The following is a 14,234-nucleotide window of genomic DNA, read 5'->3' as shown; positions in this document are numbered from 1 at the left end:
CTCGGAACAGCAGCCCGACCACGGAGGACACCATGCCCGAACCCCAGCTCGTGCTCCTGCGCCACGGCGAGACCGAGTGGAGCCGAACCGGTCAGCACACCGGCACGAGCGACATCCCGCTGACCACGCACGGCGAGGAACAGGCCCGCGCCGCCGGGTCGTTCCTCGCCGGGCGCTCGTTCGCCCTCGCGCTGCGCAGCCCCCTGCTGCGCGCCCGGCGGACCGCCGAGCTCGCGGGTCATCCCGACGCGGTCGCCGACCCGAACCTCGCCGAATGGGACTACGGCCCCGTCGAGGGCCGCACGGCCGACGACGTGAGCCGGGAGATCGGCCGCGACTGGCTGATCTTCCGCGACGGGGTGCACGTCGTGCCCCGCGCGGAGGGTGCCCCGGGCGAGCCGGGGACCCGGCACGGCGAGACGCTCGACGACGTCGCGGACCGGGCGCGCGCCGTCGTGCGACGGGTCGACCCCGTGCTGCGCGACGGCGGCGACGTGCTCCTCGTCGCGCACGGCCACCTGCTGCGCGTGCTCGCCGCGGTCTGGCTCGAGCTGGGTCCCGCGACCGCCGCCAGGTTCGAGCTGGGCACAGCGAGCGTCAGCCTGCTCGGCCACGGGCACGGCCTGCGCACCGTCGAGGGCTGGAACCTGCCGACGGCCTGACCGGGACACCGTGCCGCGCCCCCCGCCCGAGGTGGCACGATGCTCCCCATGAGCGTCAACAAGAACCTCGCCGAGGGCGAGACCGTCGTCATGGAGCTGCGGACCCACCCCAAGGCCCTGTTCCTTCCGGTCCTGGTCCTGGTCCTGATCGTCGCCGCGGCCACGGCGATCCTCTGGTTCTCCCCCGAGCACCCCGTGATCCTGTGGGGCACGCTCGGCGTGGCGGTCGTCGCGGCATTCGTGTGGGTCGTCGTGCCGCACCTGCGCTGGCTGACCACCCAGTACACCGTGACGACCAAGCGCCTGTCGACGCGCACGGGCATCCTCACGCGCACCGGCCGTGACATCCCGCTCTACCGCATCAACGACGTCACCTACGAGAAGGACCTGGTCGACCGCATGTTCGGCTGCGGCACGCTCATCATCTCGGACGCGACGGCCAAGCCCGGCATGACCCTGCCCGACGTCCCGCGGGTCGAGGAGGTCCAGGTCCGGCTCCACGAGCTGCTGTTCGCGGCCGACGACGGCTCGGACGACGGCGAGTGGCCCCCGAGGGAACCGCGGCGCGCCTGAGCCGTCCTGCCGTCGCTCAGCGGACTGCCCGTCCGGCCCGCTCGCGCACCTCGGCCGACAGCCGCACCTCGCCCGCCGCCTCGGCGTCGAGCAGGCGCTGCGACACCTCGACCGTCGTCCCCGCGACGCGCGCCCCGAACCAGTCGGCGATGCTCACGCCGTGCGACGGCCGGGACACGACCTCGACCGCGTCCCCGGCCCGCACCTCGCCCGGGGTCACGACCCGCAGGTACGCGCCCGTGCGGTTCGCGTCGGTGAACCGCTTGACCCACCGCTCCTCGCCCAGCCGCCGCGCGAACGTCGAGCACGGCGTCCGCGGCTGCGTGACCTCCAGGACCGCGGTCCCCACCTGCCAGCGCTCGCCGATCAGCGCCCCGCTCGCCGCGACGCCGCGCGTGCGGAAGTTCTCCCCGAACAGCCCGGGCGTCACCTCGTAGCCGAGCTCGGCCGACCAGTGGTCGGCGTCCTCCTGCGAGTACGCGTACACGGCCTGCTCCTCGCCGCCGTGGTGCGCGCGGTCGGCCTGGACGTCGGCGTACAGACCCAGCGGGCGGACCTTGACCGGCCCCGCGACGGGTCGCTTGTCGATCGCGGTCACGCCGACCGCGCCCGCGTCGGGCAGCAGGACGTGCACGCGGCACACCGCGAGGAGCTCACCGGTCGCGCCGAGCGGCGCGCGGGGTCGGGCAGGTTCCGGGGTCGAGAAGGTCATCGGAGGATTCTCCCAGGTCGTGCCCCCGCTCCGGCCCGACGGCGTCGCACCGGCGGGTCCGTCCCGTCACCCTGGGCGGTGCGTCCGGTCGCCCTCGGCAGCGGGAGCGGTCCCCGCGGTCACGACCGACCTCGCGGGCCCAGAGCTCGCGTTCAGAGCTCGATCACTGCCTTGACGAATCCCTCCGGACGCTCCTCGAACAGCCGGAACGCGGCATCGAGGTCCTCGAAGGCAAGACGGTGCGTGACCAGCGGCTCAAAGGTGACCTGTCGGTCGGCCATCATGCGCATCCCCCGCCGCAGCGCCGTGCGCTGCCGTTCACGGTCCGGGCTGAAACCGTTGACGATCGTGACGCCGCGGTACCACAGCTCGACGTCCAGCTCACGCGGCCCGTCGTGGTGGTAGCCACCCACGCACAAGGTCCCGTGCCGACCGGTCAGGTCGCCCGCGAGCGCGAGCCCTGGTGCGGTTCCCGTGAACTCGACGACGACGTCGAACGTCGCGCGTGCTCCGTCCGGGACGTGGCGCGCGTCGTGCGTCGCGGCGGCGCCGAGCCTCCCTGCGAGCGCCCGCTTGGCCGGGTCGACGTCGACGCCCACGACCTCGTCGGCCCCCAGAGCGAGCGCCACCTGCAGCGCGCCGAGCCCCATGAAGCCGAGACCGACGACGGCGACCCGCGTCCCCGGGCCGACACCGCTGCGCCCCACGGCCTCGACGATGCACGCCAGCGGCTCGCCGAGCGCTGCCCAGGTGGGGACGTGCGAGGGGACCTGGACGAGGTCGTCCGTGCCCATGACGACCAGTTCGGCGAACGCCGGGTGGGCGAATCCGGTCACGCGCTCACCCACGGTCCAGCCGTGGACGTCCGGACCGAGCGCGACGACCTCGCCCGCGACCTCGTGGCCGAGCCGCAGCGGCCCGGGGCCGTCGTGCGACCCCCACGCACCACGTTCCGAGGCGCAGACCCCGAGGACCAGGCCCTCGACCAGCACCTCGCCGCGCCCCGGGACCGGCCGTTCGACGTCGACCAGGCGCGAGGTCCGCGGGCCGACCGTCTCGTGGACCCTCACGACGCGTTGGACCGGGTCGGGGCGAGCGCAGCGTGGCCCACGGCGACGCTCCTCCTCGCCAGGAAGACGGCTCCCTCGACGGGGTCCTCCTCGAGCAGGTGCAGGGTCGTGGACGGGGCCCGCTTCGCCAGCGCGTCGGCGAGAGCCGTCCGGAGGGCCTGCTGCTGGGTGACCACGCCTCCCGCCACGACGACGGTCGTCCCCGCAGCCCCGCGGTAGACCAGGTTCCCGACGAGCTCGGCGAGCGCACCGCCTCCGGCCGTCACGACGGCGCGTGACACCTGGGACCCGGCCTCGAGGGCCCGGAAGACGACCGGGGCGTGCCGGCCCCACGTCTCGACGCCACCGCGCCAGCTCATGACCGAGGCGAGCTCGACGAGGTTCTCGACCCCGAACGAGGCCAGGAGCCGAGGCTCCAGCGGGTCGCGCGTCGCGCCGACGTCCGCCCGGACGAGCAGCGCCCGCGCAGCCTCGCGGACCAGGGCCGACGCCGAACCGTCGTCACCGAGGACCCATCCCCACCCGCCCGCCGAGAGGTGGGCGCCCGTCTCGCGGTGACGCCCGACCGCTATCGACCCCGTTCCGACGACGAGGCCGATCCCCTCGTCGAGGCCTGCGGCGGGGACGAGCAGCTCCGCGTCGTTGACGACCGTGCACGGAAGGTCCAGCAGGTGGTGCAGCTCCTCGGCGAGGGTCGCGCTCTGCCGGGGCGTCTCGCACCCGTGCGCCCCTACGGTGAGGTGGACGACGTCCGCGAGGGTGAGCGAGGGGCGGCAGCGTCCCAGCGCGACGTGCACGCGCTCGGCGACCCAGCGGGCCGCGGCACCGAAGGGCTGGGCCGTCCACCCGGTGCTGGGCACGACGAGGTCGACCAGTCGCTCCTCGCCGCGCGCGACGCGCACGTGCGTCTTGGTCCCGCCGACGTCGACGCCGACGACGATGCTCATCGGTCGCGCTCCTCGCGCGCGACGTCGTCGACGAAGCCGCCGACGACGACCGCCGGGGCCCCCGCCCCGACGAGCGGAGGCGGCCCCGAGGTGCCCGTGGCGTCGGAGACCTTGGTGTCGTCGTGCTCGAAGACGAAGTCCTCGATGGCGACGCCACGGGCGTCCGCGAACGAGCCGGCGAGCCGCTGGAGCACGACCGTCTCGAGGACGACCCGGACGGGTTCGCCGACGTCGGGGAGGCGCACGACGCGCAGGTGCCCTCCGGGCTCGACCGCACGGGTCGTGACGAGCAGCGTGGGGTGGCCCGCGTCGGCGAGCGTGTGGGCGAGGCGGACCTCGCGCCCGTCGCCGATCACGACGTGCAGCGTGCCTCCGGCGGACTCCATCTCGCCGTGCAGGTAGTTGCGGGTGACCACCGCCGCGCTCGGGATCCGGCAGACCTCACGTAGGAGCAGGGCACCTGCCTCGGAGGCCGCACGGGAGGCGCCCGCCGCGACCACGTCGACCGAGGTGATCGCGACGGCGTCGTCGGCGAGGGCACGGAGCGGTCCGGCCTGGTCGGCCTCGAGGCTCTCGACAAGCCGGTCGATGCCGTCCCACTCGGCCGCCGCGACGAGCGGGTCGGTGCCGAGCGCAGCGCGGGCGAGGATCGTGAGGCCCACGAGGGTCCCCGTGTACCCGATGGTCGAGGCGTAGCTGTCGGGCTCCGAGCCGAGGTCCACGGCGAGGTCGCCGGCCGCGTCCGCGAGCGAGCTCCCGGCGACGTTGACGAGGGCCCACCGTACGGGGAACGTCCGCAGGGCCTCGATCGTCTCCGGGCTGCGGCCCGACTGCGAGACCGCGATCGCGACGGTGCCCGTGCGGTCGGTGGCCTGATCGGTCTCGCTCGCGATCTCGCGCACCGAGGGGCGCCCGCCGGCGTTCAGGAGCGCGACGGGCAGCGCCGCGGCCGCACAGCTCGCCCCCATCCCGAGGAACACCGGCACCGCGCTCGCCACGAGGGTCGAGATGTCTGGCCCGGTGCGGCTCGCGAGCTGTCCCGCGACGTGTGCCGCGACCCTCACGAGCGCGTGCGGCTGGCGTCGTTGCGCCTCGCGATAGTCGATGCGTTGAGCGGACATGTCGACCTCCCCGTCGTGGGGCTCCGACGACCCGCGCTGCGCGACCAGGTCGAGGAACCAGTGAGTACATTGCTAATACCAATATAGACCACATGGAATCACAGGGATACCAGGGGGTAGACAGGTTCTTCGCGCACGCGGACGACGCCGGTCGGTGGAGTGCGCGCCGCTGCGGCAGACCACGGATCGTCGTTGCCACCGGGCGGCACGGCGCACGCGTGGGACGACCGCCCCGGACGGATGCCGTCGCGAGGGGCCCGGCAGAGCGTCAGACCGGGCGGTGGCCGTTCGGCCGCGCGAACGTGGTGTGCAGGCGGTAGCGGTCACCGCGGTAGGTGATGGTCGTGATGAGCACCACGCGCCCTGCGGCGTCCTCGAGCACCTGGCGCATGACCAGGACGGGAGCCCCCTCGGTCAGGCCGAGGGGCTCGGCGTGCTCCGCGCTGCTCCCCCGCGCCTCGATCATCGAGTCCGCCTGGAGCGGGGTGGCCCCCCGTGCGGCGAGCTCGTCCAGCAGCGAGGCGTCGGAGAAGTCCACGCCGTCGATCCCCGGGGCGAAGGGCAGGGGCACACGGGAGTCGTCGATACCGATGGGCACACCGTCCAGCAGCCTGACCCGGACGAGGTGGAAGACCTCCGTCCCCGCGACGACCCCGAACTCCTCGGACTCGTCGAGCGACGCCGGACGGACCTCGGCCCGCAGGACGACCGAGGTGGGCTCGAGCCCCTTGCGGTGCGCCGTCTCCGTGAAGGACTCGAGGGTGTTGGGCCACTCGGGCTCCGTCTGGGGCTGGGCCACGTACCAGCCGCGCCCGTGCGACGAACGCAGCGCCCCCTCCTCGACGAGCTGCTGGAGCGCCTTGCGGAGCGTGACCCGGCTGACGCCGAGCTGGAGGCAGAGCTCGCGCTCCGCGGGGAGTCGACGACCGGGGGGCAGGTCACCGTCGGTGATCTGCGCCCGGATGATGTTGGCCGCCTGCACCCAGAGGGGATCCGGGTCGTCCGTCGCCGACACCGTCGACCGCATCATGTTCCAAGCCCCTCGTGTCTGGATCGTCAACCGTCGAACCTCTCCGTGAATATAGCCGCAAACCACCTGAACACCCCGCCGGGACCTGCCGGGGAGCGTCCGGCTCCCCGTCGTCCCGCCGCCTGGTCACTGCCCGCGCCGCACCCCGGCCAGCTCGTCGAACGCGCCGTCCAGCGCAGCGTCGACCGCACGGCGTGACGCCTCGGCGTCGAACCAGGCCACGGACTCCCGCATGCCGCGCGCCACGTCGTACCGCTCGCGGAAGCCCGGGACGAGCTGCTCGAGACGGGAACGGTCGTAGATCACGGTGTGCCGGAAGTCCTCCTGGAGCACGACCCCCATCCAGTCGACGACCTGCCCGACGTCCTCGCTCGACCGGTGGACCAGCGTCGGGCGCACCCCCGCCGCACGACCGACCGCCTCGTGGATCCCGTCCCAGGTGACGAGCTCGCTCGACGTGACGTGGACGGCCTCGCCCACGGCGTGCGGGTTGCCCAGGAGCGGGACGAACGCACGGGCGAAGTCGTCGGCGTGCATGACGTTCCACAGCGAGGTGCCGTCACCGTGGACGACGACGGGCCTCCCCTGGCGCATGCGCTCGACCGCGGTCCAGCCCGCGAGCAGCGGGAGAGTCGTGCGGTCGTAGACGTGCGAGGGACGCACCACCGTCACGGGGAACCCGTTCCGGTGCGCGACCTCCAGGTGCGCCTCGGCGGCGATCTTCCCGGCCGGGTACTCGAACCGGGGAGCGCTGCGTGCGGCGGACTCGCGGATCGGCAGGACCGCCGCCGGGTGCTCGTACACCGAGCACGTCGAGACGAAGACGTACTGGTCGGTCCGCCCCGAGAACACGTCGACGTCGGTCGCGACGTCGGCGGCGCTGTAGCCGATGAAGCTCGCCACGGAGTCGAAGCGCTCCTCGCCCAGCACCGCGCGGAGGGCATCGGCGTCCCGGGCGTCGGCCACGAGCGCCCGCACGCCCGCGGGCACCGGGCGGGCGGTCGACAGGCCGCGGTTGACGACGGTCACGTCGTGCCCGGCGGCGACGGCCTCGCGCACGCACGCCGAGCTGATGACGCCGGTTCCTCCGAGGAAGAGGAGTCGGAGAGGGACGGTCACAGGTCCTCCTTGCTGTGGGGGCGAGCGGCCGGCCCGGCGCCGGCGCGCCCGTGGGCCAGCCCGCGCCGGGTCAGGTGGTCGGCGGATCTCGCGAGCGCCTCGAACATGTCGCCCGCCGTCCGGTCCAGCTCGACGATGCACCAGTCGAGCGCCGAGCACGCCCGCACCGCGGCACCGACGTCGAGCGTCCCGTCGCCGAGGGCGACCATCTGGTCGGACATGCCGCGGGCGGGCCCGTCCTTCGCGTGGAGCAGGCGCACCCGGGGCCCCAGGCGCGCGGCGACCGCCGCGGGGTCGAGCCCCGCGACCGCGACCCAGTACATGTCGAGCTCGATCACGACCGAGGGGTCGAGCGCGGCGAGGAGAGCGTCGTACGCGAGCTCGCCGTCGTACGAGGCCGTGAACTCCGCGAAATGGTTGTGGTACGCGATGGCCATGCCTCGGCGAGCGGCCCGCCGTGCGCCGTCGTTCACGCGCTCGAGACCTCGCAGCATGGTGTCCCGTGTCGCGAGCTCTTCGGGCTCGAGGCTCCACACGAGCGTGTCGACCCCCAGCTCCTCGTACGTGTCGAGAGTTCGTTCGCCGTCGTCTCCGGCCGGGAACGGCGCGTGCGCGGAACAGATCTCCAGCCCGAACCCGTCGGTGAGCGAGCGGAACTGAGCGGGGCTGCGCCCGTACAGGGAGATGGGCTCGACCGCGGCGAACCCGATCTCGGCGACACGTCCGAGCACCCCCGGGAGGTCGCGACCCGCCAGCGTGTGGACGGACCACAGCTGGACCGCGAGAGGCGCGCTCATGCCCGGGCTCCGCCGTCGGGCCCGATGGAACGACCGTTCCCCAGGGGGAACCGCGTGGACCACGACGCGACGGCGTCGAGGTCGACGCCGCCCGCCCACAGGACCGCCTGCCTCACGACCTGGCGGAAGTGCGGGCTGCCCCACGCGCGCATGTCGTGGCCCAGGGCGACGTAGACCACGCGCCCCTGACCGTGATCACGCACGTAGACGACCGGCTGGGTGCCTCCGTCCGGGGTCGCCCGGTCGGCGAGGACCGTGACGTCCTCCCGGCACTCGATCACGTAGTACTCGTCCTCGATCACGAAGTCGGTCATGTGCGCGGTGACCGGGTGCTCGCCGTGCAGCCGGACCGTGTAGGTCCCTTCCGAGCCGTCGTCCCCGTGGGACACGTACCGCGAGCCGACGAGCTCGTGGGCGACCCGGTCGGCGTCGAGCCCTCCCTGCTCGAACCCGAAGAGGTTCGACGAGTGCAGGACCACGAGGCCCTTGCCCGCGGCCACCGCGGCCGAGAGCGCCGCCTGCTGCTCGGGCGCGAGGTGCGTGCTCGAGCGGTAGAGGACGTAGACGTCGGCCTCGGCCGTGACCGGCATCGGGTCGACGAAGCGGTCCACGCCCACCGCACGGTCGGCGACCACCCCGCCCTCCAGGACGACGTCCCGGAGGGCGGACGCGGCACCGAGCAGGTCGTGGTGGAGGTCGGTGCCGTCCACCACGACCAGCGCGCGCAGGGGCTGCGTCAACCTCACGCCGCGTCCTCGGCGTACTCGGCGGCGATCTTGTCGCCACCGTTCTTCTTCCACTTCGCCACGGCCGCCTCCAGGCTGCTCGCCGGCTGGCGGCCGAGGAAGACCGCGGTGATCGCGTCCGTCATGCCCTGCTCGAGCGACGACCCCTTGGAGTTGTGCACCGTGGAGTAGAGGTGCTGCGCGGGGTTGTCGGTGAGGTAGGGGATCACGGAGCTCTGCCACGCGTGGATCGCCGCGTCGACGCCCGGGGCACCCTGCGGGTCGCACAGGACCTGTGCCCCGCCGGCGATGTACGCGAACCCGAGGTCCTGCTCACGCTGCCCACGCTCGGTGAGGATCGGGACACCGTCCTGCAACGTGTAGTTCTCGCCCTCCTTGCCGTAGGCCTGGACGAAGGACTCCTTCGACCCGAACGGGGCGGCGAGCCAGTTCATGACGCGCAGGAAGCGGTCGATCTCGGCAGCGTCGTCGGTCTTCTTGAGCATCGTGATGGCGTACGCGCCGCCACCGGTCCAGTACGTCGGGTTGCCGCCGTCGGCACCGAACGACCCCATCATGCCGAAGGTCAGCTCGCGGTCCTCGGCGATGATGCCGAACGCCCGGTTGCCGTCGTAGGTCATGGCCAGCCGCGAGGACCGGAAGAGGGAGTCGCGCTGCGTCTTGTCCATCGTGGCCGTGTCGGGGTGGAAGTACCCGTCCTTGTACAGCGTGGCCATCTGCTCGATCGCCGGCACGAAGCCCGCGTGCTCGTAGTGCGACGTGAAGCTGCCGTCGGAGTTCTTCTGCCACTTGTTGGGCAGGCCGTTCATCTGGAGCATGAAGTCGGTGATCGGCGACGCGAGGGCGTAGACGCCGGCCTTGGCGTTCGTGACCGCCTTGAGCGTCTCGACCAGCTCCGCGTAGTCCTTCGGGTGCTCGCTGACCCCGGCCGCCTGGAACAGGTCCGTCTTCGTGTACATCTGCCCGCCGAACACGGGGTCCGACTTGGGCACGCCGTAGATGCGGCCGCCGAGCACGCCGTTGCGCCACGCGTACTCCTGGATCCCGGCGAGGTTGGGGTACTTGAGGACCGCGTCGCCCGACAGGTGGTCGGAGAGGTCGGTGAACTGCGTGCGCGCCAGCTCCGGCAGGCGGGACACGTTCATGCTGACGGGGACCGAGACCACGTCCGGAAGGTCGTCCCCGGCCACCATGGCGGGGAACTTCGTCGGGAAGTCCGCGAACGGCACCAGGACCGGCTTGATGTTCAGGTTCAGCTCCTCGTTGAGAGCCTGCCAGTACGCGTTCTCCTGGACGGGAGGGGCCGGCTGGCCGTAGGTCATCACCAGGAACTCGAAGTCGCTCCCGTCACCGACCGTCTCCGAGACCGTGCGCGGCCCGTCGAGCGGGAACGCGTCGTAGACGTCCATGACGCCCTTCGCGGTGCCGGCGAGCGTCGGGGTCGGCTTGAGGGGCTCCAGGTAGGTGGGCAGCGCCACGGCCGGGCCGCCCGCCGCACCTGCGGCAGATCCCGACCCGCCCCCGGCCGCGCACGCGGAGAGCAGCGAACCGCCGAAGGCCGCCGCCGCGAGCCCGTACAGCGAGCCCTTGAGGACCGTGCGGCGGGAGACCCCCGTCGTCTCGAGGCCGAATGAGGAACCACGGTGTTGCGTCATCGTCTCTATCTCCTTGATCTGGCTGCTCAGCCCTTGACGGCGCCGGTCAGCATGCCCTTGGACATGTGCTTGGTGAGGAACGGGTAGGCGCAGAGGATCGGCAGGGTCGCGATCACGACCAGGGCCATCTGGATCGCCTGCTGGGGCGGCATGACGGCCCCGGGGAGGTGCTGCGCGGTGCTGGTGACGTTGTTCTGGAGCACGAACGAGCGCATGAGGAGCTGGAGGGGCCACATGCTGGAGTCGTTCAGGTACAGCAGGGGACTGAAGTAGTTGTTCCAGTAGCCGACGGCGAGGAACAGCCCGACGACCGCGATGACGGCTCGCGACAGGGGCATGACGATCGACCACAGGACGCGCCACTCGCTCGCACCGTCGATCCTCGCCGCGTCGAAGAGCTCCCCGGGGATCCCCTGGATGAAGCCCCGCACGATGACCACGTTGAACGCGCTCACCGCGCCCGGGATGATCAGCGCCCAGTACGTGTTGAGCATCCCGAGGTTCTTGACCATGAGGTAGACGGGGATCATGCCCGGGCCGAACAGCAGCGTGATGAGCACGAACGCCAGCAGACCGCGCTGGAAGAGCGAGCCGCGTCGACTGAGCCCGTACGCGGCGAGCACGGTGCAGAACAGGCTGAAGGCCGTTCCCACGGCGGTGATGCCGATGCTGATGACGATCGAGCGTGTCACCTGGGTGCCGTCGAAGATCTGGCGGTAGGCGTCGAGCGAGAAGCTCGCCGGCCAGATCACGTAGCCGCCGTTCGCGTCGATGTCGGCCTGGGTCGCGAGGCTCGTGGAGACCACGACGAGGAACGGGAAGAGGACGAGCGCGCACAGGAGCGCGAGACCGAGCCCTCGCACGATCGACGTTCCGAGTCGTGGCTTGCCCTGCCACGCTGGGCGTTGGACGGTGCTCATCGCTGGTAGACCCCTTCTTCTCCGAGCTTGTGCGCGAGCTTGTTCGCGGCGAGGACGAGAGCGAGGCTGATGATCCCCTTGAGGAGTCCGGCGGCCGTGGCCGTCCCCCAGCTCCCGTCGACGACGCCGTTGTAGTAGACGTAGGTGTCGAGCACCTCGGCGGCCGCGGGTCCGACCGCGTCGCGCTGGAGCAGGATCTGCTCGAACCCGACCGTCAGCGAGTCGCCCAGGCGCAGGATGAGCATCAGGACGATGATCGGGCGCATCCCCGGGAGCGTGACGTGCCAGAAGCGCTTCCAGGGCCCCGCCCCGTCGAGTGCGGCGGCCTCGTAGAGGTGGCCGTCGATCGCCGCGATCGCCGCGAGGAAGATGATGGTCCCCCAGCCGGCGTCCTTCCAGATGCCCTGCACCGTCAGCAGGAGCTTGAAGGTGTCCGGGTTCGACATGATGTCGACCGGTGTCAGCCCGTGGGTGATGAGGAAGCGGTTGAGCACCCCCGCACCGCCGAAGATCTGCTGGAACAGCGCGACGATGATGACCCACGACAGGAAGTGCGGCAGGTAGATCACCGACTGGGTGAAGCGCTGGATCGTGGGCCGCACGACCGAGTTGAGGAAGACCGCCAGGACGATCGGCACCGGGAAGAACAGCACGAGCTGGAGCGCCGTGATCTGCAGCGTGTTCGACAGCGCGCTCCAGAACGCCGAGTCGGAGAAGAGCGTCGTGAAGTTGTCGAACCCGACCCACTCCGAGCCGGAGAAACCCAGGAAGGGCACGTAGTCCATGAACGCGATGACGTTGCCGAGGAGCGGGACGTACGTGAAGAGCAGCAGCACGAGAGCCGCCGGAGCCACCATGACGAGCAGCGGGTAGTCCCGGCGCAGCCGGGTGACGAAGGCGACGTGCCTGGCGGGTGGTCTTCCTCCGGTGGACGGCTCGTGGGGCCGTCTCGCCTCCGTCCGCGCAGGTGCTTGGTCAAGTGCCACGCTGACCCTCTCTCTCCTGTCGCCCTCCGGCCTGCTCCACTGCAAACCAGATAAGACCACTAGTTGCCAGGAACATACCACTGAGTCCAAGAGAGTGACAAGATCGTCGATCCGCGGGAAGGTTGTCCCATGTTGTCTTATACAAATCCGCGTTCGGCGACCGATGAGGGCCCTGCCGACGACGTGCCCCGGGGACCCTACGACATGCTCCTTCCCCGGCCGAAACATGCAGGTCAGCGGCCCGGACGGCTCGACCTGACGGCCGGGCTCGCCGTCCACGTCGAACAGCTCGCCGCGGACGACGGCCCCCCGGACGGCACGCTCGCCGCCGCGGAGCGTTCCGTGCTCCGGGCCGTCGCGCGCCTCGGGCTCCTCGCAGGACACCCGCGCGACGACGCGCACCCCGTGCCGCTCCAGGTCCGGGTGGGGCGGAGGGCGGACGACCCGACCGGCACCGCCCACACGCTCGACGTGACCCCGGAGGGCATCACGATCGAGGCGACCGACCTCGAGTCGGTCTCGCACGCCCTGACCACCCTCGCCCAGCTCCTGCCCCCCTCGGCCCTGCGCGCCGCGGGCCTGGGTGCCTCAGGAGCGTCCGACGAGGTCCTCGACGTCCCGTGCGGACGCGTGGAGGACTCTCCCCGGTACCCGTGGCGGGGAGGCATGCTCGACGTCGTGCGCCACTTCGCCCCGAAGCGCACCGTCCTGCGGTACATCGACCTGCTGGCAGCCCATCGCTTCAACCGGATGCACCTGCACCTCACCGACGACCAGGGGTGGCGGATCGCGAGCGAACGGTTCCCGCGCCTGGCCGAGGTCGGGAGCTGGCGCCCCTCGACCCGACTCGGTCCGGACGGCGAGCACGACCGCACACCCCACGGCGGCAGCTACTCGTTGGCCGACCTGCGAGAGATCGCGCGCTACGGCCGTGAGCGGGGCGTCGTGGTCGTGCCCGAGATCGACGTGCCCGGCCACACGTCGGCCCTGCGCGCCGCCTACCCGGAGCTGGGTCGGCCGGGGGTCGACCACACGGTCCAGGACACCGTCTGGGCCGGCGGCTCGTCCGTGAGCCCGACCCGCCCGGTCGTCGCGTTCCTCACCGAGGTGCTCGACGAGCTCTGCGACGCCATGGAGGTCCCGTACGTCCACCTCGGGGGCGACGAGTGCGACATGTCCTGGTGGGCCGAGGACCCCGCGATCACGGGCGAGATGGCGGAGCACGGATACTCCGAGCCCTCCCAGATGCATGCGCACCTGCTGCGTGCGCTCGCGTCCCACCTCGCTGCCCGCGGGGTGCGGGCGATCGTTTGGGACGAAGGGCTCGTGACGGGCGGGGTGCTCGAGGACACGATCGTCATGGCATGGCGCGGCGAGCGGGCGTCGTCGCGTGCTGCCCGGACTCACGACGTGGTGCGCTCGCCGCTGTTCCCGACCTACTTCAACTTCGACCAGTCGGACGACCCGCGCGAGCCCCGGTCGGAAGGAGGGGCCATCACGCTCGACGACGTCGCGGCCTTCGCCCCGGCCCCCGCCGACTGGACCGACACCCAGCGCAGCCACGTCCTGGGCGGGCAGTTCCAGGTCTGGACCGAGTGGGTCCCGGACGAGCGGCGGATCGACTACCTCGCGTTCCCCCGCGCGTGCGCCCTCGCGGAGGTGCTGTGGTCCGGAGGGATCGAGGACCGTCCGGGCTTCGACGCCCGGCTGCGGCACCACCTGACGCGGCTGGACGCGCTGGGCGTCGAGTACCGGCCGCTCGACGGCCCGCTTCCCTGGCAGCAGGGCGGCGAGGGAGTGTGGAAGCGGACGTCGACGGACACGATCGGCGCCACGCGCACCTGGGTCGAGTCGGTGGCCGACGCCCCCTGAGCCCCGTCGGGCGCGGGGCCGGGA

General features: G+C 72.0%; 14 protein-coding genes. 3 read left to right on the top strand and 11 right to left on the bottom strand.

Annotation, left to right across the window (positions count from 1 at the left end; translation table 11 throughout):
* The first annotated feature begins 32 nt into the window (after nucleotides 1-32).
* Together ACFRCR_RS04205 and ACFRCR_RS04200 are read left to right on the top strand one after the other, a co-directional pair.
* Nucleotides 33-662 (top strand): histidine phosphatase family protein, encoded by a 630-nt coding sequence (locus ACFRCR_RS04205; RefSeq protein WP_377675751.1) that lies wholly within the window; start codon nucleotides 33-35, stop codon nucleotides 660-662.
* A 48-nt stretch (nucleotides 663-710) separates the two neighbouring features.
* Nucleotides 711-1,235 carry a PH domain-containing protein gene (locus ACFRCR_RS04200; RefSeq protein WP_377675750.1) on the top strand — a complete coding sequence of 175 codons (525 nt, stop codon included), beginning with the start codon at nucleotides 711-713 and terminating at the stop codon, nucleotides 1,233-1,235.
* A 16-nt stretch (nucleotides 1,236-1,251) separates the two neighbouring features.
* Here ACFRCR_RS04200 and ACFRCR_RS04195 read toward each other — a convergent pair whose 3' ends face one another.
* From ACFRCR_RS04195 to ACFRCR_RS04145, 11 genes are all read right to left on the bottom strand, one after another.
* Nucleotides 1,252-1,947 (bottom strand): MOSC domain-containing protein, encoded by a 696-nt coding sequence (locus ACFRCR_RS04195; protein WP_336707922.1) that lies wholly within the window; start codon nucleotides 1,945-1,947, stop codon nucleotides 1,252-1,254.
* A gap of 152 nt (nucleotides 1,948-2,099) precedes the next feature.
* Nucleotides 2,100-3,017 carry a zinc-binding dehydrogenase gene (locus ACFRCR_RS04190; protein WP_377675749.1) on the bottom strand — a complete coding sequence of 306 codons (918 nt, stop codon included), beginning with the start codon at nucleotides 3,015-3,017 and terminating at the stop codon, nucleotides 2,100-2,102.
* Nucleotides 3,014-3,964, bottom strand: a complete 951-nt coding sequence (locus tag ACFRCR_RS04185; protein ID WP_377675748.1) for an N-acetylglucosamine kinase — start codon at nucleotides 3,962-3,964, stop codon at nucleotides 3,014-3,016. The genes ACFRCR_RS04190 and ACFRCR_RS04185 overlap by 4 nt, the downstream gene beginning before the upstream one ends.
* The gene (locus ACFRCR_RS04180) at nucleotides 3,961-5,085 is read right to left on the bottom strand and encodes an SIS domain-containing protein (protein WP_377675747.1); all 1,125 of its coding nucleotides are present in this window, start codon (nucleotides 5,083-5,085) and stop codon (nucleotides 3,961-3,963) included. The genes ACFRCR_RS04185 and ACFRCR_RS04180 overlap by 4 nt, the downstream gene beginning before the upstream one ends.
* A gap of 268 nt (nucleotides 5,086-5,353) precedes the next feature.
* Nucleotides 5,354-6,145: a GntR family transcriptional regulator gene (locus ACFRCR_RS04175; RefSeq protein WP_377675746.1), complete on the bottom strand. Its 792-nt coding sequence runs from the start codon at nucleotides 6,143-6,145 to the stop codon at nucleotides 5,354-5,356.
* A 96-nt stretch (nucleotides 6,146-6,241) separates the two neighbouring features.
* Complete coding sequence (locus ACFRCR_RS04170) at nucleotides 6,242-7,234, bottom strand: NAD-dependent epimerase/dehydratase family protein (protein ID WP_377675745.1); 993 nt, start codon at nucleotides 7,232-7,234, stop codon at nucleotides 6,242-6,244.
* Nucleotides 7,231-8,031 carry a sugar phosphate isomerase/epimerase family protein gene (locus ACFRCR_RS04165; protein ID WP_377675744.1) on the bottom strand — a complete coding sequence of 267 codons (801 nt, stop codon included), beginning with the start codon at nucleotides 8,029-8,031 and terminating at the stop codon, nucleotides 7,231-7,233. Before ACFRCR_RS04165 ends, ACFRCR_RS04170 begins: the two co-directional genes overlap by 4 nt.
* A complete protein-coding gene (locus ACFRCR_RS04160) occupies nucleotides 8,028-8,777 on the bottom strand; it encodes a ThuA domain-containing protein (protein WP_377675743.1) in 750 nt (249 codons plus the stop codon). Before ACFRCR_RS04160 ends, ACFRCR_RS04165 begins: the two co-directional genes overlap by 4 nt.
* A complete protein-coding gene (locus ACFRCR_RS04155; RefSeq protein WP_377675742.1) occupies nucleotides 8,774-10,432 on the bottom strand; it encodes a hypothetical protein in 1,659 nt (552 codons plus the stop codon). Before ACFRCR_RS04155 ends, ACFRCR_RS04160 begins: the two co-directional genes overlap by 4 nt.
* 26 nt (nucleotides 10,433-10,458) lie before the next feature.
* Nucleotides 10,459-11,352, bottom strand: a complete 894-nt coding sequence (locus ACFRCR_RS04150) for a carbohydrate ABC transporter permease (RefSeq protein WP_336707937.1) — start codon at nucleotides 11,350-11,352, stop codon at nucleotides 10,459-10,461.
* Nucleotides 11,349-12,209 carry an ABC transporter permease gene (locus tag ACFRCR_RS04145; protein ID WP_377675741.1) on the bottom strand — a complete coding sequence of 287 codons (861 nt, stop codon included), beginning with the start codon at nucleotides 12,207-12,209 and terminating at the stop codon, nucleotides 11,349-11,351. The genes ACFRCR_RS04150 and ACFRCR_RS04145 overlap by 4 nt, the downstream gene beginning before the upstream one ends.
* Nucleotides 12,210-12,542: 333 nt before the next feature.
* On the opposite strand from ACFRCR_RS04145, the gene ACFRCR_RS04140 reads away from it, so the two are divergent.
* Nucleotides 12,543-14,210: a beta-N-acetylhexosaminidase gene (locus ACFRCR_RS04140; RefSeq protein WP_377675740.1), complete on the top strand. Its 1,668-nt coding sequence runs from the start codon at nucleotides 12,543-12,545 to the stop codon at nucleotides 14,208-14,210.
* Nucleotides 14,211-14,234 lie beyond the last annotated feature (24 nt).

This window comes from Oerskovia sp. NPDC056781, from assembly GCF_042789955.1.
Taxonomy (GTDB): domain Bacteria; phylum Actinomycetota; class Actinomycetes; order Actinomycetales; family Cellulomonadaceae; genus Oerskovia; species Oerskovia rustica.
The sequence above is the reverse complement of the archived record's forward strand: the minus strand, read 5'-3'. Positions and strand labels throughout refer to the sequence as shown.

What these genes read in the sequence shown, in the direction of transcription:
- ACFRCR_RS04150 (WP_336707937.1), bottom strand. Translation starts at nt 11,352, where the DNA reads ATGAGCACCGTCCAACGCCCAGCGTGGCAGGGCAAGCCACGACTCGGA.
- ACFRCR_RS04155 (WP_377675742.1), bottom strand. Translation starts at nt 10,432, where the DNA reads ATGACGCAACACCGTGGTTCCTCATTCGGCCTCGAGACGACGGGGGTC.
- ACFRCR_RS04140 (WP_377675740.1), top strand. Translation starts at nt 12,543, where the DNA reads ATGCTCCTTCCCCGGCCGAAACATGCAGGTCAGCGGCCCGGACGGCTC.
- ACFRCR_RS04205 (WP_377675751.1), top strand. Translation starts at nt 33, where the DNA reads ATGCCCGAACCCCAGCTCGTGCTCCTGCGCCACGGCGAGACCGAGTGG.
- ACFRCR_RS04195 (WP_336707922.1), bottom strand. Translation starts at nt 1,947, where the DNA reads ATGACCTTCTCGACCCCGGAACCTGCCCGACCCCGCGCGCCGCTCGGC.
- ACFRCR_RS04185 (WP_377675748.1), bottom strand. Translation starts at nt 3,964, where the DNA reads ATGAGCATCGTCGTCGGCGTCGACGTCGGCGGGACCAAGACGCACGTG.
- ACFRCR_RS04165 (WP_377675744.1), bottom strand. Translation starts at nt 8,031, where the DNA reads ATGAGCGCGCCTCTCGCGGTCCAGCTGTGGTCCGTCCACACGCTGGCG.
- ACFRCR_RS04145 (WP_377675741.1), bottom strand. Translation starts at nt 12,209, where the DNA reads ATGGTGGCTCCGGCGGCTCTCGTGCTGCTGCTCTTCACGTACGTCCCG.
- ACFRCR_RS04200 (WP_377675750.1), top strand. Translation starts at nt 711, where the DNA reads ATGAGCGTCAACAAGAACCTCGCCGAGGGCGAGACCGTCGTCATGGAG.
- ACFRCR_RS04180 (WP_377675747.1), bottom strand. Translation starts at nt 5,085, where the DNA reads ATGTCCGCTCAACGCATCGACTATCGCGAGGCGCAACGACGCCAGCCG.